17 protein-coding genes and 2 pseudogenes are annotated in these 19,018 nt (G+C 55.7%); 4 read left to right on the top strand and 15 right to left on the bottom strand.

Translation table 11 applies throughout. The features are described from left to right. Window positions 1-363: 363 nt before the first annotated feature. Window positions 364-594 (top strand): hypothetical protein, encoded by a 231-nt coding sequence (locus tag ENN40_05830; protein HDP94862.1) that lies wholly within the window; start codon window positions 364-366, stop codon window positions 592-594. Window positions 595-841: 247 nt separating this feature from the next. Here ENN40_05830 and ENN40_05825 read toward each other — a convergent pair whose 3' ends face one another. The 14 genes from ENN40_05825 to aroF all read right to left on the bottom strand — a co-directional run bounded on the left by ENN40_05825 (window position 842) and on the right by aroF (window position 15,558). Continuing rightward, window positions 842-1,690 (bottom strand): prephenate dehydrogenase, encoded by an 849-nt coding sequence (locus ENN40_05825; protein HDP94861.1) that lies wholly within the window; start codon window positions 1,688-1,690, stop codon window positions 842-844. A gap of 1 nt (window position 1,691) precedes the next feature. Next, on the bottom strand, window positions 1,692-2,750 hold the full coding sequence (pheA, locus tag ENN40_05820; GenBank protein HDP94860.1) for a prephenate dehydratase: 1,059 nt from the start codon (window positions 2,748-2,750) through the stop codon (window positions 1,692-1,694). Between the two features lie 308 nt (window positions 2,751-3,058). Beyond that, on the bottom strand, window positions 3,059-3,841 hold the full coding sequence (locus ENN40_05815; protein HDP94859.1) for a tryptophan synthase subunit alpha: 783 nt from the start codon (window positions 3,839-3,841) through the stop codon (window positions 3,059-3,061). Continuing rightward, entirely contained in the window at window positions 3,834-5,063 is a 1,230-nt protein-coding gene (gene trpB / locus ENN40_05810; GenBank protein HDP94858.1) for a tryptophan synthase subunit beta, read from the bottom strand. Before trpB ends, ENN40_05815 begins: the two co-directional genes overlap by 8 nt. Continuing rightward, on the bottom strand, window positions 5,044-5,697 hold the full coding sequence (locus tag ENN40_05805; protein HDP94857.1) for a phosphoribosylanthranilate isomerase: 654 nt from the start codon (window positions 5,695-5,697) through the stop codon (window positions 5,044-5,046). Before ENN40_05805 ends, trpB begins: the two co-directional genes overlap by 20 nt. Beyond that, window positions 5,690-6,469, bottom strand: coding sequence for an indole-3-glycerol-phosphate synthase (locus tag ENN40_05800; protein HDP94856.1), 780 nt, complete (start codon window positions 6,467-6,469; stop codon window positions 5,690-5,692). Before ENN40_05800 ends, ENN40_05805 begins: the two co-directional genes overlap by 8 nt. Further along, window positions 6,462-8,054, bottom strand: a complete 1,593-nt coding sequence (locus tag ENN40_05795) for a bifunctional anthranilate synthase component II/anthranilate phosphoribosyltransferase (GenBank protein HDP94855.1) — start codon at window positions 8,052-8,054, stop codon at window positions 6,462-6,464. Before ENN40_05795 ends, ENN40_05800 begins: the two co-directional genes overlap by 8 nt. A gap of 1 nt (window position 8,055) precedes the next feature. Continuing rightward, window positions 8,056-9,546, bottom strand: a complete 1,491-nt coding sequence (locus ENN40_05790) for an anthranilate synthase component I family protein (GenBank protein ID HDP94854.1) — start codon at window positions 9,544-9,546, stop codon at window positions 8,056-8,058. Continuing rightward, window positions 9,543-10,541, bottom strand: coding sequence for a chorismate synthase (locus tag ENN40_05785; protein HDP94853.1), 999 nt, complete (start codon window positions 10,539-10,541; stop codon window positions 9,543-9,545). The genes ENN40_05790 and ENN40_05785 overlap by 4 nt, the downstream gene beginning before the upstream one ends. After that, the gene (aroA, locus tag ENN40_05780) at window positions 10,538-11,794 is read right to left on the bottom strand and encodes a 3-phosphoshikimate 1-carboxyvinyltransferase (protein HDP94852.1); all 1,257 of its coding nucleotides are present in this window, start codon (window positions 11,792-11,794) and stop codon (window positions 10,538-10,540) included. Before aroA ends, ENN40_05785 begins: the two co-directional genes overlap by 4 nt. Beyond that, window positions 11,760-13,052: a hypothetical protein gene (locus ENN40_05775; protein HDP94851.1), complete on the bottom strand. Its 1,293-nt coding sequence runs from the start codon at window positions 13,050-13,052 to the stop codon at window positions 11,760-11,762. The genes aroA and ENN40_05775 overlap by 35 nt, the downstream gene beginning before the upstream one ends. After that, window positions 13,049-13,708 (bottom strand): type I 3-dehydroquinate dehydratase, encoded by a 660-nt coding sequence (locus ENN40_05770; protein HDP94850.1) that lies wholly within the window; start codon window positions 13,706-13,708, stop codon window positions 13,049-13,051. The genes ENN40_05775 and ENN40_05770 overlap by 4 nt, the downstream gene beginning before the upstream one ends. Beyond that, complete coding sequence (gene aroB / locus ENN40_05765) at window positions 13,686-14,735, bottom strand: 3-dehydroquinate synthase (GenBank protein HDP94849.1); 1,050 nt, start codon at window positions 14,733-14,735, stop codon at window positions 13,686-13,688. The genes ENN40_05770 and aroB overlap by 23 nt, the downstream gene beginning before the upstream one ends. Beyond that, window positions 14,725-15,558 carry a 3-deoxy-7-phosphoheptulonate synthase gene (aroF, locus tag ENN40_05760; protein HDP94848.1) on the bottom strand — a complete coding sequence of 278 codons (834 nt, stop codon included), beginning with the start codon at window positions 15,556-15,558 and terminating at the stop codon, window positions 14,725-14,727. Before aroF ends, aroB begins: the two co-directional genes overlap by 11 nt. Window positions 15,559-16,153: 595 nt before the next feature. On the opposite strand from aroF, the gene ENN40_05755 reads away from it, so the two are divergent. Beyond that, window positions 16,154-17,044 (top strand): PLP-dependent cysteine synthase family protein, encoded by an 891-nt coding sequence (locus tag ENN40_05755; protein ID HDP94847.1) that lies wholly within the window; start codon window positions 16,154-16,156, stop codon window positions 17,042-17,044. 138 nt (window positions 17,045-17,182) lie between these two features. On the opposite strand, the pseudogene ENN40_05750 reads toward ENN40_05755, so the two are convergent. After that, window positions 17,183-17,323 (bottom strand): annotated as a pseudogene (locus tag ENN40_05750) (hypothetical protein). Between ENN40_05750 and ENN40_05745 the strand changes: the two are divergent. Together ENN40_05745 and ENN40_05740 are read left to right on the top strand one after the other, a co-directional pair. Then, a pseudogene (locus ENN40_05745) lies at window positions 17,324-17,662 on the top strand (hypothetical protein). Window positions 17,663-17,868: 206 nt separating this feature from the next. Then, window positions 17,869-18,744 carry a restriction endonuclease gene (locus ENN40_05740; protein HDP94846.1) on the top strand — a complete coding sequence of 292 codons (876 nt, stop codon included), beginning with the start codon at window positions 17,869-17,871 and terminating at the stop codon, window positions 18,742-18,744. Window positions 18,745-19,018: the final 274 nt, after the last annotated feature.

Here is a 19,018-nt window from a genome sequence, read left to right as displayed (position 1 = left end):
TTGCGTTCGCTTATGCTTTATGCCCTGCGGGTACTCATACTCACAACCGCTTACCAATTACCAATGTGTATTTACCCACACAAAACGTAATAGATCCAAAAAAACAATCTCGCTTTAAAGCAATCTCTGCTTTAATGGGTTAGGTAAATTTTAACGCGAATACATGTTCGCCCTGCCGCTCAACGCCGCGGTCAAAGCCTTTGAGTGGCCCGGTTTCGACCCAATTCCCATCCAGGTGAGTCGTCCCGGCAGTGAGGCTGCCGGCGGGACAGGTACGACAGACTCATCCCTGTTCAAGCGAGCCGGGAGATTCTGAACCATTGCTCCCTCATTTGCGTACCGGTAATCAAACAGGAGGGAAGAATGACAAAAGAAAAAAGCCCGACAATCGGGGACAAGGTCCTGGGTCCGTTCATTATCGCCAATGCGATTGTGTGGGGCGCCGTCATATTGGGTGTTGCTTTTGTCCTGAAGGGTAGCGGCATGATGTCCAGCATCATGCCCGTCCTGGGCCCCGGCGCGGTCTTCGCCGTGGTGATTCTCCCCGGTGCCCTGGCCGCCCGTATCAAGAAACCGCTCGGGAAAGGCGGCTGACCAGAACTCTTTTCCCGACCCGCTCCTGACCTTCGGCCCGGAAGCCCTGTTCAATCACATCAACGGCGGAGCGGAACTCTTTCCGGAGCCGGGCTTTTCCGCATCTGCTTGGGGTTTCGTTGTTTTGAAGATAATCCGGTCAAAATCAAATCATCGGAGACCAAGCTGGACAACATTTTCAGTGAAGACCTCATCGGTATCTTGTTGGGTACATTCCAGTATAACCAGTCGGAATAAGGATTCGTGGTCAACCCCCAGGGTATCCGGGGCGACGGTATGCCGGATTCCGCGGGAGACTGGATCCCGAAGCGGAGCGGGCCGTGACACCCGTGTTCTCACGCAAGCGGGCAATGAAACCTTCCGCCTCTCCATGGTCACCGGCTGCGATAACCTGGCGCAGAAAACGAAGCCGGCCGCAGACGCTGTCGATCTGATCCAGTGAATACCGGTTGAAAAGGATTTCAACCAGCAGGTCATCGTCTTCCCGGAGCAGAGTCCGGGCCAGTTCCCGGTGACGGGCGAAAGTCGTTCCCGGCACTTCTCCGCCGTCCATGCAGGCGGCAAAGGCCAGGGAAGTGGCGAAAGGCAAGGTAAGAGAATGCGCCATCATGTGATCGTGTTCCTCGAAACTCATTTCCCTGCAATGCAGTCCGCGGGCGGAGCCGAAGGTGTGAAAGAAATGCTTCCCGGCCGGGCAGGACTCATTGATAATGATCATGCTTTCGCCGGAAAGGGTGCGAGCGCTTGCCGAGACGGGCCCAAACATGGGATGAATCGAAGCAAAAGGCCGTTTACAGCCCCGGTAATAAGCGGCCGGCGCGTCCTTGATCGAGGTGATGTCGACCAGCATACAGTCATGGGGAAGAAAAAGAGAAAGCTTTTGAAACACCGGTACGGTTTGGTGAATGGTAACCGCGTTGATCAGCATATCCGGACGGTACTGCCTGATTTCTCTTAGTTGTTCAAGTCGTCTGGCTCCGGCGGGAAATTCGACATGGGGACGAATATCGAATGCCGCAATTTCGTGACCCGTGGCCAGCATTTCTCTGGCGAGCCATGAGCCCATACCTCCAAGTCCGATAATGGCGATTTTCATCTCAGGCCTCCGGATAACTTCCGAGAAATTTGTAGAAAAGGGCTTTCTCCCTGACTTTGGATAACGATCGGGCCACCGCTTCTGTATCCATGCCGCCTTGAAAATCGATAAAGAAGAGGTATCCGCCGGGGTTGTTCCGTAACGGGCGCGATTCCAGCCGGGTCAGGTTCAATCCGGCCCGGGCGAAGATTTGCAATACCGCCATGAGGGAGCCGGATTTGTGGGGCGTGGCAAGTATGATCGAGGTTTTCTGCTTTTCGTTACCTGGTGCCATGAAATTTTTGCTGAGCGCAAGGAAGCGGGTGCGGTTGGTTGCTTCGTCCTCCACGTCCCTGATCAGGATTTCCAAGCCATACAACTCGGAGCATAGCTCGCCCGCGATCACCGCTGCTTCCCGCCACTGGTTTTCCAGCAGCCGGCGGGCGGCACCGGCGGTATCGTAATGGGGGCGTTCCGTCAGCCCCAGGCGGCGAATGAAGTTGCGGCATTGACCAAGTGCCTGGGGGTGGGAATAAACCACCTTGATTTCCCGGGGCTGGACACCCGGCAGTGCCAGTAATTGATGGTGAATGGGAAACAGTATCTCCGCCCTGATGAAGAGATCATATTCCAGCAGCAGGTCATGTACCTCTCCGATCGCGCCCTCGCTGGAATTTTCAACCGGGACCAGGGCCAGGTCACAACTTTCCGAATCGACCATGGAAAACAAGTCGGAGAACCCCGATACCGGTATGGTTACCGCATCGGGATAGAGCCGGCGGGCGGCCATTTCGCTGTAGGCTCCGTGTTCTCCCTGAAACCCGATCAGGGTGAACTCTTTCTCTTCAAGCCGGCGGCTTTCGCTTACGATCCGTTTAAAGATCTCTTCCAGGTAATCAGGGCTAAGCAATCCTGCGGAGAATCGGCGTAATCTTTCAAAAATCTCTCGTTCGCGTTCATTGTCAATGACATCCTGCTTAAAGGCGCGGGTCAGCAAGGCCATTTCCAAACGTTCCCGCAGCAGTTTCAGAATCCGGACGTCGATCCAGTCAATTTCACTACGGATTTGCTTTAAATGCATGCGCCACCTCTCTTGCCGGTACTCCCCCCCGCCAGGCAGGGACTGCCGGCCTTGTGGAGGTAGAGAAATAGAATTGTCCTTGATCGCTTTTGGAGCATCTTGGGTTTCCTTACCGGGGGATGATTCGCAGGAAACCTAGGCGCCCCGCCGCGTAAAGGTATAATAATAGTCGCGGCGAAGCGAAACGCTGGTCAGCGCAGATTTCCTGTTCATGATGAATCTGATTATACCATACCCTTCGGGTTGTATCCAGGCCGTTTGAGTGTTTCCGAAAAGAATTCCTTCCGGGATCGGTCTGTCTTTCATGTTCAAACAGTTTCCAGTCGTGATCGGCATTCGCCAACGAATCGGACCACGGCTGCGGTTCCCTGCTCGCGGTGCAGGTCAATCAGCCGGCTGCCGATAACGAGCGCATCGCTCTTGTCTTTAAGGGCGGCCAGGTGAGCGAAGGTAGAAATACCGAATCCGGTGGCCAGAGGCAATCGGCAGAACGATTTGAGCTGTTCAAGAAAGTGGGTTCCGCGGTTTTCCAGGCCCGGTACGGCTCCGGTGACACCGATCCGCAGGGTGAGGTAAAGAAAACCCGAAGCCCCGGCTGTGATAACGGCAAGTCGGGCGGAACTGATGCCCGGCGAAACGACTTCGATAAAGTGAAGACCGCGTCGACGCATCGCCGACCGCAGACCGTTTCCCTTTTCATCATAGGGCAAATCGGGAACAATTGCACCCGCGGCTCCGCATCGTTTGCAGCTGGACGCGAATTTATGCCAGCCCAGGCGAAAGGGGATATTGGCGTATGTCATCAGCAGCAATGGCGATTTGACATGGCTTTTCAGCTCTTCAACCATACAGAAGACGTCTTCGGGACGGGTTCCGTTTTTCAGGGCGACTTGATTGGCGGCCATGATGGTGGGGCCGTCCGCCAGGGGATCGGAAAAGGGAATCTGAATTTCCACCATATCAGCGCCCGCGGCGGCCATGGCAACCACAAGTTCGGCGCTGCCGGCCAGGCTCGGATAGCCGGCCACTACGTGGGTCATCAACAGGGTGCGGCGCCGTTTTTGAAACGCCTGATCAATTGCATTAACCATCCATCGCCTCCCGCAAAAGAAAAGCGCGCCATTTTTCCCGGTCAAGGGCCCCGGCGGTAATAAACAGGTCTTTCTCTCCCCGGCCGGAGATATTAATGACTACGATCGCCCGCTTCGGCAGGGAAGCGGCCGCGGAAATGCCGGCATGGACGGCATGGGCTGACTCCAGAGCCGGGATGATGCCTTCCAGGCGACAAAGCTTCTCGAACGCCGCCAACGCCTCCGAGTCGGAAACACGGGTAACTTCGATCCGCCCCCTTTCCACCCAGGCAGCCAGTTCCGGGCCGATACCCGCGTAATCGAGGCCGGCGCTGATTGAATGTGTCGGCAAAATCTGTCCATCAGCGTCTTGAAGGAATCTTGACTTGTAGCCCTGAGCAATACCGACTCGACCTTCCCGGCTGAAGCGCGCGGCGTGGCGCCCGGCCCCGTTGCCGTCGCCCCCGGCTTCGGCGGCCAGGAACCGGACCCGGTTGTGCTTGAGAAAGGGCGCAAACAAGCCGATGGCGTTCGAACCTCCACCAACACAGGCGACGAGCAGGTCCGGACGCCGCCCGCGGCTGGATTGCAACCGGCTTTTCACTTCGCGGCCGATGATTGACTGGAAGTTTTTTACCAGGGCGGGATAGGGATGGGGGCCCAGGGCCGAACCGACCAGGTAATAACCGTCGGAAAGGTTCTCCGTCCAGTCCCTGATGGCCGCGTTAACCGCGTTTTTAAGGGTTCCGCCGCCGTCGTTGACCGCGATTACTTCGGCGCCCAGGCGTTGCATGAAGAACACGTTCGGGTGCTGGCGCGCGATGTCAACTTTGCCCATGAAGACGCGGCACCGCATTCCGAAACGGGCCGCTGCCGATGCGGTGGCCAGGCCGTGCTGACCCGCACCGGTTTCGGCGATCAAATGTTTTTTGCCCATTTTTACCGCCAGCAGGGCCTGACCGAGGACATTGTTGATTTTGTGGGCCCCGGTGTGGGCAAGCCCCTCAAGCTTCAGGTGAATTTCGCCGCCCCCGGTTTCCCGGGTCAGGTTTTCCGCATAGTAGAGCGGAGTCGGACGACCGGCGTAATTGCGCAATAAAGAGTCCAATTCAGAGCGAAAGGATTTCTGTTTTTGCCAATAGAGAAAGGCGGATTCAAGTTCTTCGAGGGCCGGAATGAGCATTTCGGGTACGTAGCGTCCGCCATAAACTCCGTAAAAACGTTTAATTTTTTTTGGTTTCATGTTGCCTCTTTGTGCTTTGGGAATGCTCCCGCCGCATGCGGAAAAAACCCTGCATGGCTTCGTGATCCTTTACTCCGGGATAGTGTTCCAACGCGCTGTTGACATCCAGGGCCCAGGGACTCATGTTCAGCAGCTGAGGCAGGTTCGCGGTTCCCACCCCACCGGCGATTACGATCCGCCTGCCGCTTTTGAGGGCTGCTTGCAGAATTGCCGTGTCCGGGGGGCGGCCGGTGCCACCCTTTTGCCTCGGGTGCCAGGTGTCCAACAGGATGACCTGGTCGGGGTATTGAGAGAGGAGCGAAAGCTCGCCCGGGCTTCTCGGGCGCAGGGCTTTCCAGTGCGGCAGTCCGAGTTCGCGACAGTACAGCGGTGTTTCCCGGCCATGCAACTGCACCAGGTCGAGACGGCAAAGGTTTGCGATTTCCCGGACGGTTTCGGGGTTTTGGTCAACGAAAACGCCGACGCGGCAGACATTGGGCGCAGGAATCGCCTGAAGCAGCGCGGCGACATTTTGGGGATGGATGCAACGCGGCGAGTCCGGGCAGAAAATGAACCCGATGAAATCCGCTCCCAGTTCAACGGCAAGGGCGACATCTTCCGCGCGGGTGAGGCCGCAGACTTTGATTTTAGTCATGGATCAATCGCCTCAAGGTTTTTTCGGGCTCGGAACTGCGCACAAGGTGTTCTCCGATCAGGGCGCCCGCAAATCCCGCCGCTTTCAGTTCACGAATCTGTGCGGCGGAATTGATCCCCGAGGCGCTGATAACCGGGATTTCTTCAGGAACCAGGGGCTTGATGGCGAGGGAATGACGCGAATCCACCGAGAAGTCGTCTAAATTGCGGTTGTTGATCGCCAACAAATCAGGATTGACGGACAGCACGCGTTCCAATTCCGAAGCCGGGTGGATTTCGATCATCACGGACAGGTTGAGGAGCCGGGCAGCCGCGACCATTTCCTTTAACTGATCATCACCCAGGCAGGCGGCTATTAAAAGGATGAAGTCGGCGCCGAGGTTGTAGGATGAGTAAACCTGTTGGGGATGGATCAGGAAATCCTTGCGCAACAGTGGCAGGTTGGTCTGTCGGCGAACCGGCAGCAGGTGCTCAACCGAACCACGAAAAAAGTTTTTTTCCGTGATGACCGAGATCGCTCCGGCCCCGGCACGCTCGTATTGACGAGCCAGCTTTCCCGGTTCAAAGTTGGCGCACAGTCTGCCTTTCACTGGCGACGCGCGCTTGATTTCGCAAATGAACAGGAATTCTGAACCGGGCCCGGCCGGTACCGGCCTGGGCGGCCGGCGCTTTGCCGGATTGAACTCGTCCGGGTCAAAGAGGTCGAAAAGATGACCTTCTTCATCAAGGATACGGTTGCAAATGGTTTTGAGCAGGTTTTCCATTTCAGGCATTTGAGCAACGGACCAGGTCTTCCAACTTGTTTCGGGCCGCGCCGCCGTCGATGGCCGCGGCCGCCGCTCTTACTCCGCTATTCAGGTCGGGAACCAGGTCATATAAATAGATGGCCGCGGCCGCGTTCAACAACACCGCGTCCCGGTGCGGGCCCTTGCGGCCGTCCAGGACGGCCAGGACAATTTCAGCGTTGGTTTTGAGGTTCCCTCCATGGAGTTCTTCCGGGCGACAGGGGGCCAGCCCAAGGTCCTGTGGACGGATTGCGTATGAACACGTCCAATGATCGCGGATTTCCACCACTTGAGTGGCACCGCACAAAGAGATTTCGTCAAGGCCGTCTTGTCCCTGGACAAGCATGGTTCTTTCCGTGCCCAGACGGACCACTGCGGCGGCCATTCGATCCATTTGCGCCGCCCGGTTGACCCCGATTAACTGCCGGGAGGCCGCGGCCGGGTTGACCAACGGACCAAGTATGTTGAATATGCTCTTGACCCCGATCTCCAGGCGCGCGGGGACGGCGTTTTTCATGGCCGGATGCAGGCGGGGTGCGAAGAGGAAGGCCAAACCGATCTCCCGCAGGCACTTTTCCATCACTTCGGTCGGAGCCGTGATATTGACGCCCAGGGCTTCGAGTACATCGGCGCTGCCGCAACGGGATGTGATGGAACGATTGCCGTGCTTGGCCACGCGGGCTCCGGCGCCGGCGGCGACAAAGGCGGCGCATGTGGAAATGTTGAAGGTGCCTTTGCCGTCGCCGCCAGTGCCGCAGGTATCGAGAAGCGGAGTATTTTCCGGGCCGTTGACGGGGATTACCCGGCGGCGCATGGCGCGCGCGAATCCGGTGATTTCACTGACCGACTCGCCTTTAAGGTGCATGGCGGTCAACAGGCCGGCAATCTGCGCGGTCGTGGCTTTGCCGTCGGCGATTTCCGCCATCACTTCCTCGGCTTCGCCGCATTCCAGGTCCATGCGCCCGCAAACCCTGGCAAGCGCCTCCTGAATGCGACTCGGGCGCGGGCGGGATTCAACAAAATTAGCCAGAATTTCAAGTCCCTGTTCAGTCCCGATCGATTCCGGGTGAAATTGAACTCCTTCGACCGAGTAGGTTTTATGGCGCACGCCCATGATTTCATCATCCTCGGTCCAGGCCGTTACCTCCATTTCCGTGGAAAGACTTCCGCGGTCAATGGCCAGGGAATGATACCGGATAGCCCGGAACGGGTTTTTCAGGCCACGAAAAACCCCATTACCGTCGTGGTAAACCAGGCTTTCCCGGCCGTGGCAGATATCCGCGGCCGGCACGATTTCGGCGCCAAATGCGGCGCCGATACACTGGTGCCCGAGGCAAACCCCCAGTATCGGGATGCGGCCTTGCAGGCTGCGGATGATCTCGAGGCAGATTCCCGCGCTTTCCGGTCCGCCGGGGCCGGGAGACAGGATGATCTGATCGGGCTTCAGGCTCTCTGTGATTTCCGCCGTACTCACGGCGTTGTTACGGCGCACCTGCACGTCGTGCCCCAATTGGCGCAGGTATTGATAAATGTTGTAGGTGAATGAATCGTAGTTGTCGATCAAGAGTACCATTCTAATTCCCTCCCTGATCATGGGCGGATGCGATTGCCTGGAAAAGAGCGGCCGCCTTGTCCAGGGTTTCCCGGTACTCATGACCCGGATCGGATGCCAGAACTATACCGGCTCCCGCTCGGATCATGGCCTGCTGATCCTTGATGACGATGGTGCGGATAGTGATGCAGGAGTCCAGATTGCCGTTGAATCCAAGGTAAAAAACCATGCCGCCGTACGGGCCGCGTTGTCGGCCCTCGATTTCACTGATGATCTCCATGGCCCTGATTTTTGGGGCTCCACTGAGCGTGCCCGCGGGGAACGCGGCGGTGATCAGGTCAAAAACATCACGATCAGCCTCCAGTTCCGCCCTGACCGTGGAAACCAGGTGCATGACGTGCGAATAACGTTCCACACTCATGAAATCAACCACTTCGATACTGCCGGCGACGGCGACCCGGCCCAGGTCGTTGCGGGCCAGATCCACCAGCATTAAATGCTCGGCACGTTCTTTGGGGTCGTCAAGGAGTTCGCGGGCCAGTTCGTTGTCATCGGAAATGGTTTTTCCGCGCGGCCGCGTGCCGGCTATCGGTTTGGTCAACACCTCACGGCCCTCTACTTTCACCAGCATCTCGGGAGATGAACCGATCAGGATTAAGCAGCCGAAATCGAGATAGAAAAGGTACGGCGAGGGGTTACCGGCTCGTAAAGCCTGGTAAATCGGGAAAGGATCTCCTTCAACGCGGGCGCTGAAACCTTGCGATAAAACAACCTGGATGATTTCGCCTTTCCGGATCAGTTCCCGGCAGGTCTCAACGCCACCAATAAATTTTTCTTTACCGGATTCCGCTTTCATGAGTGGTTTTTCTCCGATGATTTTTTGCTGGGGATTCGGCATGGGGGCAGCCAGGAGTTTTTCGTATTCCATGATCACGCGGCAGGCGTTCCGGTAAGCGCATTTTTTTTCCGGCAAGCCGTCGGCCAGTACAATGATGCATACCGATCGCTTGACTGAATCGTAAACCAGCAATACTTCGGGAATCACGAGCAAGCCGTCCGGAAAATCGTGTCCAATTTTCGCTATGGGAATTTTTTCGAAATACGCGGCCGCTTCGTAGCCGAGAAACCCGATCACCCCGCCAAAAAAGGGCGGCAGATGCTCATACTCAAGGCAACTGAGTGAACCCAGGTAAGCGCGGATATCCTCCAGGGGATTGGTTGTTTCCCGCTCCAGGATAGTCGTCGGAGAACTGTTTTTTTCGCGGATCGTGATTCTCCGCCCGCGTAACTCGATTTCGCTTTTTTTGCCGCAGGCAACGAAGGAGTAGCGTCCGACGTGCTCTCCCCTTTCGATCGATTCCAACAGGAAATCGCCCCGGCACTTGAGAAATATAGAGAGCGGAGTCTCAAAATCGGCTCTGATTTCACGGCTGACCGGTACGATATTGTATGATTTCGCGGCTTTCCTGAATTCCGCTTCGGACGGCAGGATTGTTTTGCTTTCAATGGTCATGTTTTCCTCCGGACAGGCGTGATTTTTCCCGCAAGGCTGAGCAGGTCGGCGAAAACCACGGCGCTGACAGCCTCCAGTATAACCGGCAGGCGCAGGGCGAAACAGGTATCGTGGCGGCCTTTCAGGTGGATTACTTCCCGTTTGCCGCTGTTCGGGTTGAACGTATTCTGCCCGCGCGCGATGCTGGCGGTGGGCCGGGCGGCCACGCGGAAAACAACCGGGTTGCCGTTGCTGATTCCCCCGTTGCATCCCCCGCTGTTGTTGCTTTGAGTGTGCCCGCGTTTATTGACTATGAGGTCGTTGAATCGGCTGCCGGTCATGGCCGCGGACCCGAAACCGGCCCCGAACTCGATGCCCTTGATTCCCGGAATCGCAAAGACGATGTGGGCGATCAGGGATTCGAGTGAGTCGAAAAAGGGTTCACCCAGACCCGCTGGAACCCGGGTCGCCCGGCATTCCAGCAGTCCGCCCGCAGAGTCCCCCGCCTTTTCTACCGCGGACACCGCGTTTTGAATATCCCTGCTGCCGGCGACCGCGACCAGTTCGGCACGGATTGCCAGGGGAGACAGGATCTTTTTGGCCACAACTCCGGCAGCCACCAGTCCCAGGGTGAGGCGTCCGGAGAACATGCCGCCTCCCCGGGGATCGTTCCACCCCGCGAATTTTTCATTTGCGGCGAAATCCGCATGCCCGGGCCGGGGCGCTCTCGGTCCGTTCAGGTAATCGCTGCTTCTGAAATCCCGGTTGCGAAAAGAGATCATCAGTGGTGCGCCGCTGGTTCGGTTTTTGTAAACCCCGCAGCGGATTTCGGGCAGGTCGGCTTCTTGCCTGGCAGTGGTTCCCGGCATACCGCTGCGCCTCCGGTCGAGATCGGTTTGAAAATCGCCTGGAGCCAGGGGCAGGCCGGCCGGGCAGCCGTCAATGGTTACGCCCACTTCCCAACCGTGGGATTCACCGTGCAGGTGAATGCGAAAAATTCGTCCAAAACTGTTCACTGGACCCGTCCTCCAAGGGCGGCCAGGTCGGAAAAGAAACCGGGATGCGATTTTGCCACGCATTCTGAGCCCACAATGGTGACCGGCTTTTTTGTCTTCAGGCCGGCACAGGCGGCGGCCATGGCAATGCGATGATCGTGGCGGGAATTTACGACTCCTCCATGAATTTTGCCGCCCTCAATGATCAACGAGTCGTTTTCAATTTTCATTCGAGCTCCAAGGTGTTTGAATTCCTCCAACAGGACGCGGCCGCGGTCGGATTCCTTGTGGCGCAGGCGCCGTACGCCGCTGATCCGCGAAATGCTGTAACAATTGAGGGCCAGGGCAACCAGGGGGGGGAAGAGGTCCGGAGACTGCGTGGCGTCGAAGGTGAACCCGCGCAGTTTTGATTTTCTTACTCCGAGAATACCGCCGGTCCACTTCACCTGGGCTCCGCACATCTCCAGAGCCGCCGTGATTCCTTTATCGGCCTGTCTGGATGCCGGATTCAGTCCGCTCATTTCGATCCGGCCGGCCAGGGCCGCGGCCACCAGGAAAAAGGATGCGCTGCTCCAGTCTCCTTCAACGGCAACTTCCGCGGGTGAATACACCTGGTTGGGGCGGACCCGGAAAAGGCGGTAGTCCTGGTTTGCAACCTGAATGCCGAAAGCCGACAGCGTTTCCAGGGTCAGGTCGATATACGGCAGGCTTTGCGGATTGGTGACCCTGATGCAGCCGCCCGCGGGAGTCAGGGGCAGGGCGAACAGCAATCCGCTGAGAAACTGCGAAGTCAGGCTGCCGTCGATTTCGCAACAACCGCCCCTCATGGGCCCGGTCACGGTTAAGGGAGGGTGGTTTCCGTTAACGGTGCAAGAACATCCCAGGGAAGTCAGAACTTCTTGAATCCCGTCCATGGGGCGTCGCCTCAGGGTGCCGCGGGCGATCATTTTAATGGGTTTGTCGAAAAGGGCGGCAATGGGAGTAAACATTCTCAGGGTCAAGCCGGCTTCTCCGCAGTGGATCTCTTGCCGGTTGGGTGAAAGACCGCCATCTATCGTAACCAGTTCGGGGGTTTTCGTGACTTTCGCTCCGAGGGTGCGGGCCGCATTAAGGGCCGCCTCGGAATCACGGCAGAAAGAGGGGTTTCGGATGCGGCTGCGTCCCGGGGCCAGCAGCGAGGCGGCCAGGACGCGCTGCATGACGCTCTTTGAAGGGCGAGCGGCAATCCGGCCGTTGATTTCAGACATACGGACCGATTTCATCTGCAATAACACGGGCCACCTCCTCGGGATGTTTGTCGTTGAGTAAAACCAGGTCGGCGCTCCGCGCGTAAACCGGATTTCTCTGTTCCAATAGTTTTCTGAGCGTTTCCACGTTCGGGTTCCCGCCAAGCAGGGGACGTTTGCCCCCGCAAATGCGCGGCAAAAAGTTTTCCGTCGGCAGGAAAAGCCATACCACATGACTATTTCGACGAAGCAGGGACCGACATTCCGGGTCGAGAACCACCCCCCCTCCCCAGGCGATTACGGTGTGCTCCCGGCGGCTCAGTTCAATGGCGATTTCCCGTTCAAGCCTCCGAAACGCACGCTCGCCGTGTCGGCGAAAAAAAGAGGAAATGCATGTTCCGGTCCGTTCCACCAGGATGGCGTCCGCGTCCAGGCAGGCATAGCCGAGTTGTTTCGCCAGCACGGGAGCCAGGGTGCTTTTGCCGCATCCCATGAAGCCGACCAGGGAAATCGTCCTCTTTTTTTTGCGCTTTTTTAACACAGTGCGTAAAGCCTGTAAGGCCTCGCCGTGCGGCGCGCATTTGTGGAAATGGGAAAAAGCGGCCAGCCCCTGGCGAAAAAGCCACTCATCTCCAGCCAGGTATATGCATTTTCGTTTTCGAGCCGGGGCTTCCAGGGGGCGTAACCGGTAATCGGCATCAAAAACGGTTGTTCCCGCATTCAGCCATGATTCCGGAAAAGGTGGCTGAGCGGCCGGCGTGGCGTTGATCAGCAGAGAGTTATTCAGCAGGGCGGGCCGCAGTTTTGTCCAGGGAACCTGACGGCAACCCAGCTTTTCAGCCGCGACCCGGCCCCGTTCGTGTGTGCGGTTGGCCATAGTGACGCGGCCGCCCATCCGCTGCAGAGCCCGGATCGCCGCACGTCCGGCGCCGCCGGCACCAAGAACCAGGCATGACCTTTCCCGAACCCTGATGCCTGCTGAAACAAGGCTGTTTTCAACACCGTCGATGTCGGTGTTAAAGGCTTTTTTACGGGACCCTTCAAACAGCAGTGTATTGATTGCGGACGCAAACGAAGCCTCCGGATCGATCCAGTCGGCAAGGGCCAGGGATTTTTCTTTCCAGGGTGCGGTGATGTTCAAACCTGAAAATATTCCGGCTTGCAGGAATAACTGTATTTCATTTATGTTTTCGACCCGCAGGCGCGTATAGGATATTTCTTTTCCATAAATTGAGGCCAGGTGGTTGTGAAGCTCGGGGCTGAGGCTGTGAAAGACCGGTTTGCCGGCCACGGCGAAAAGCTTCATTCCAAGCCTCCGGAAATCAATATGCGGCGCAATTCAACCATGGTGGAAGTCTTCAGTTGCCCGGGAGCCGTCTCCTTGCCGTCATCGGGTGCGGCATAGGCAAGGGGCGCCCCGAGCGCCAGGGCTGCAATCCGCGTCCAGGTTCCCGCAGGACCCATGCCGATTGCCAGCAGGCTCGACGGTGGCGGATGGCGCAGATTGTAAAGTGACATCAGGCGTGTGGCATCGGAGGGATGATTGACCCGGCAGGCGATCTTGACCAGGTTTGCACCGGCATACAGGCAGGAGATTGCGATCTTGCGCAGCCGGTGAAAACCCGGGGTATGCTCGTGATCGTGATGGGACACAATCAGTCTGCAATCCCGGCGACGCATGGCCGGGGCGAGGGCGGGTATGAACGTGCGAACATCGCTGCGGTCCAGGTCTACAAACGCCGCTCCCGACTCAACGGCCGCAATCAGCAGGGAGAGCCGTTTCGAAGCAGGCAAGGCGCCCATTCGGCAAGTGGCGATAGTGGGCAGGGGAAGGGAAAAGAGTTCGCGTACGGCATCCGCATCGAGCTTGAGCTGATCCAGTCTGATTTCCGCGCACTCCAGTCCCGAGAGCCTCCCCGGGTGCAGAAGTTGATCGCCTTTACCGAAGCAGGTGCAGATCATGGTAGTATTGCTCCACCTGGCGACGATCCAGGCTGACTATTTCGGCACGGCCGATTTTTCGTAGCAGTATCAGGTCAATTAGGGATCCACTTTTCTTTTTGTCCGCGCGCAGTGCCCGGAAGAGGCCGGCAGGCGTTGAGTTGATCCGCAATGGCAGATCGAAAGCCGACAGTACATTCAGCAATCTCTCTTTTTCATTTGCAGACAACAGGCCGAGGTGTTCCGATATTTCCGCCGCCGCGGCCATGCCAACCGCCACGGCCGCTCCGTGCTCCATACGGATGCTTCTCTCCAGGGCATGACCCAGGGTGTGGCCGAAATTGAGTGTCTTCCTGATTCCTTTTTCAAATTCGTCTTTTTTCACCAGGTCGGTTTTTACGCCCACGGCAGTCATGACCGCCCGGGTCAGGGCTTCTTTTTCAAGGCGTTTCAATGAGCACTGTTCTTTTTCCAGGAATGAGAAAAGCTCGGCGTCGGCTACGGCCGCGGTTTTAATGAGTTCGGAAAAACCGCAGGCCAGATCACGGTTGGACAGGGTTTTCAGAAATACCGGACTGATAAGAACGAAAGTGGGTTGGCGGATGGTGCCGATCAGGTTTTTGAAACCGATAAAGTTGACTCCGTTTTTTCCGCCGTGAGCGGCGTCGACCTGGGACAGCAGGGTGGTGGGAACCAGTCCGCAAGGTATACCGCGCATGTAAGTCGCGGCGACGAAAGCGGCGGTGTCGCAGACGACGCCTCCGCCGAAACCAACCAGGTGATAAGAGCGGTCGATGCGACGGCGCACCAGGCCGCGGTACAACCTCATCACGGTTTTGTGCGTCTTGCTTTTTTCACCGGGCGGCAATACCAGCCGCGGGCATGTGGATGGCAGCAACCGGCCGTACAGGTGGTTGACGCGGCGGTCGGTTATAAAAACCGTTCTTTCGGGCAATCCGGCAAAGAAGCTTCCCGGATCGGCAGAATTGATTATCGAAGTGCTGCGGGCAGGCACGGGGAAGTCGATTTGCAATGCTTCAGTGTTCATCGGCGAGTTCCGCTTTTTTCATGAATTGCATTAAAGATCTTATCCTGGCGGCCAGGCGGGCGAACTGTTCAGGATAGAGGCTTTGATCGCCGTCACTTAAGGCTTCGCCCGGATGGACATGGACTTCAATCATCAGTCCGTCACTGCCGGCCGCCACGGCGGCCAGGCTCATGGGTTCAATCATTGAGCGTTTGCCCGTGCCGTGGGATGGATCAATGATCACCGGCAGGTGAGAAAGTTCTTTGACCGCCGGTACCATGCTCAGGTCCAGGGTGTTGCGCGTGAATTTTTCAAAAGTACGGATGCCCCGTTCACAGAGGATGACGTTGGGATTGCCCTCGGCCAGTATGTATTCGGCGCAGTTGAGCCATTCTTCCAGGGTCGATTGCATACCGCGCTTGAGCAGTACCGGTTTGCCGATTTTTCCGACTTCCCGGAGCAGGGAGTAATTCTGCATGTTCCTGGCGCCGATCTGAAGCATGTCGACGTATTCACTGACCCAGCCGGCGTCGCGCGGATCGATTACCTCGGTTACCACGGGAAGCCCGGTCTCTTCGCGGGCCCGGGCAAGAATCTGCAACCCCTTGATTCCCAAACCCTGAAAGGAATAGGGAGAAGTACGCGGCTTGAAGGCTCCGCCGCGCAACATGTTTGCCCCGGCAGCCGCCACTTCCCGGGCGGTTTCGGTGGTCTGTTTTTCGTTTTCCACCGAGCATGGCCCGGCAATCAAGAGAAAATCCCGCCCCACGGACACGGATCCGATGGTAATTTCCGTTCTTTGCGGGGCTCCCACTTCCCGGGAAAAGAGGCTGGCCCGACTCATGGCAGTTGCCCCCCCGGAATGGAACGATTGATTCCATCGCTTCTATTCGTACTGATCAGTGGCTTCATAGTAAGCTTATGCATGGTAGATGCACCTCTCCGGAATAATCTTCACGGCGCATAAATGGATCACGCCCTGAGAAAAGGGTAGATGGGTTTAGGTGTAGTTATCGGGCGGAGGGAACCGCCCAGTAGCGGAAATAAAAGGCGGAGGTATGAGCATTCACGCTTTCAGCGCGGGAACAAGCATGAACGTCATCGAAAAGCATGATCAACTCCTAGCATATCCTTCCGGATTTGTCAACAGGTGCCCGTAATCTTTGTGATTTTTTGAGGCGGAGATGTCGTTCAGGTGAGGCCGGGGTATCCGGATCTCGCAATCCGGCAAACATTGTTGACGGAAGCGGCTTGACGTCAGGGCCCGATTCTGTTATGAACACATCATGAACGGCCCGTCACGCATGATTGATCCCTCTTTGACTCGTGGCCGTTGTCTGTTTCCCTGTCGGGCGGAATCCGCCGCCTGACACCCATCCACCCTCCCTATCCCATTTTTTTTCTTGCTGAAATCCGCAGTTTACAGGGAGACAATCATCATGGACATTTTAGAAACCATAGGCAATACGCCGCTGGTGACCCTGCGTCGTTTCAACGGCGAATCCGGCCGGGTGCGCGTTCTGGTCAAATTGGAGGGCAACAATCCCGGGGGTTCAATTAAAGACCGCGCAGCCCTCTATATGATTCGTTCCGCACAAGGGGCCGGCTGCCTGAATCCGTCTCAAACCATTCTGGAAGCCACATCCGGGAATACGGGCATCGCCCTGGCCATGATCGGTTCCGCTTGCGGCTACCGGGTAAGAATTGCCATGCCGGCCGGAGTCGGCCGTGAACGCCTTGGAATGATCAAGGCGTTCGGTGCCGAGGTGGAATTGACTCCGGCCGAGGACGGGACGGATGGAGCCATTCGCCGGGTGCGGGAGATATACGAAAATCGGCCTGAAAACTTCTATCTGGTGAATCAATTCGCCAACGCGCAGAACATCCGCGCCCACCGTGAAACAACAGGTCCTGAAATTTTTGCCCGGGCCGGCGAAACGATCCGTGCGATTGTCGCGGGCCTGGGCTCGTGCGGGACCATCATGGGGGTGGCGGAGTATTTCAAAGAACAAAGCCCCACTACCCTGATTGTCGGTGTCGAACCGCAAAAGGGGCATCGCATCCCGGGTTTAAAGAACATGGAAGAATCGGAAGTGCCAAAGATTTTCAATAAAGAATTTATTGACCTGAGAATGACGGTCAATGATCGGGATGCTTTTGATGCCGCCAGGGCCCTGGCCCTGCGGGAAGGCATCTTCGCCGGCATGTCGAGCGGGGCCGCTGTCTGCGCCGCACTGCGACTGGCTCGGGATTTGCGTTGGGGAACGATTGTCGCCATCCTGCCGGATAGGGGTGATCGCTACCTCAGCACAAATCTTTTCAATCCATGAAGTGATCCCGGATTCAGCTGAATTTCGGGACCGGGCCCATGCGGCACCGGGCGATGTTCTTCATGACGGCAAGGTAGCGTTTTTCGATATCCGTTAAATCATTGATGTCAGGGATCCGCCTTTTGGCCGCGTCGCGGATCATCTTTGCGTGCCGCGAGATATCCAGGGCGCGTTCCGGACGCTGCTGCAGCCGGCGCGGTTTTCAAAAAAGGTCTCGCCGGCCACGGCGAAGAACTCTGCCGGGTCGGTGGCGCCGTACTTGTTCATCACCGTCTTGAGGTGTTTTTTTTAAAAAAGTTGCCTGCGGCCATTAAAGAGTATAAAGCAAAGTACAATCCTCAATCGTATCTGTTTCAGGGTCAGGATGGCGGGAAATACTCGACAAAAAGCATTCAATAGATATTTCATGCAGCCCTGGAGAAGACAGGCATCAAAAAGCCGGCAACGGTTCACACCTTGCGGCACAGTTTTGCCATCCATCTGCTTGAACACGGCACGGATTTGAGATATATTCAGGAAATCCTCGGTCACGGCAGCAGCAAGACGACGGAAATCTATACGCATGTGTCGACCAAAAACATCGCCAACTTAAGGAGCCCCCTTGATGCAATCGATTGATTCAGTCATGGTAGACAAAACCTGCCCGTTATCGGGTTATCATCTACCACAGGTAGACATACCATCTTCCACGAGCAGTTATTGTCTAACTTTCCAACATTCACCCAAAGTGAAAATATCACTACCGAGTAGTGATAGCGAGTAGTTTTATGTCATTCTTGGTTGAGAGATAGGAGAAAAAGATGATTCCAGATTTCCAAACAATAATGCTTCCTCTCTTGAAGACGTTCCAGGATGGGAAAGAAAAAACATCAAAAGAATTACGTGAAGAAATGGTTTCTCATTTCAATATCTCTGAAGATGAGCAGAACGAAAAAATACCATCGGGGAAACAACCACTTTATTATAATCGTGTAGCTTGGGCAATTGCATATCTAAAAATGGCAGATTTGATTTCATCTCCGGCACGTGCGGTATATGCAATTACAGAGGAAGGCAAAAAGGTTTTAGAAAAACCTCCAGAAAAGATAACAATTGTGTTTCTCAAACAGTTTGATAGCTTTTCAAAGAATCGTAATCCGGAGAAAGATACAGAACTGGATGATACTAATCAAATTGTTGAAAAAACTCCTGATGAATTGATTGAAATTGGATACAAGCAAATAAGGAATGAATTATCCTCTCAACTGCTAAATCAGATCAGAGATTGTTCTCCCTATTTCTTTGAAAAACTTGTTCTAGATCTGCTAATAAAAATGGGGTACGGCGGGTCAGAAATGGCAAATGGAGAGGTTACTCCAAAGGGATCTGATGAAGGAATAGATGGAATAATCAAAGAAGATAAGCTCGGTTTGGATAAAATATATATTCAGGCTAAAAAATGGGGAAACTGTGTTGGTAGACCAGAAATACAGAAATTTGTAGGAGCTCTACAGGGAAAACGCGCAAAAAAGGGCATTTTTATTACCATGTCTTCTTTCTCACGAGAAGCACTGGAATACGCAGATAATCTTGATGTATCAGTAATTCTCATAGATGGTAATAAATTGGCCAACTACATGATAGAGAATGAATTAGGTGTATCATTAAAGCAAAGCTACAGAATATATAACGTTGATACGGATTATTTTATTGAGGAATAGTTGGTTTGGATCAACTCAGAACGACATATAACAGGGCGTATATGCTGCGGGCTGTCGCCCTTGGCATTCGGCACATTCGGCATTCGCCGAACGTCATACACGCCCGAAACGTTGTACGCAATTGAAACAAGACAAGCAACAAGAAGGAAGGCTGGCGTCACCCCATTTTTCACAGGTCAAAACTCCATTCCCGACATTTTCCATTGAAAATCAGGGAAAAGCGATTGTTTCAGATTCATTCCCCTCCTGATTTGGTTCATCGTTTTCCGATGAG

It is taken from the genome of Candidatus Aminicenantes bacterium, assembly GCA_011049425.1.
In the GTDB taxonomy this organism is placed as follows: domain Bacteria; phylum Acidobacteriota; class Aminicenantia; order UBA2199; family UBA2199; genus UBA876.
Note: the sequence above shows the minus strand (reverse complement) of the source record. Positions and strands in the feature narration are given on the sequence as shown.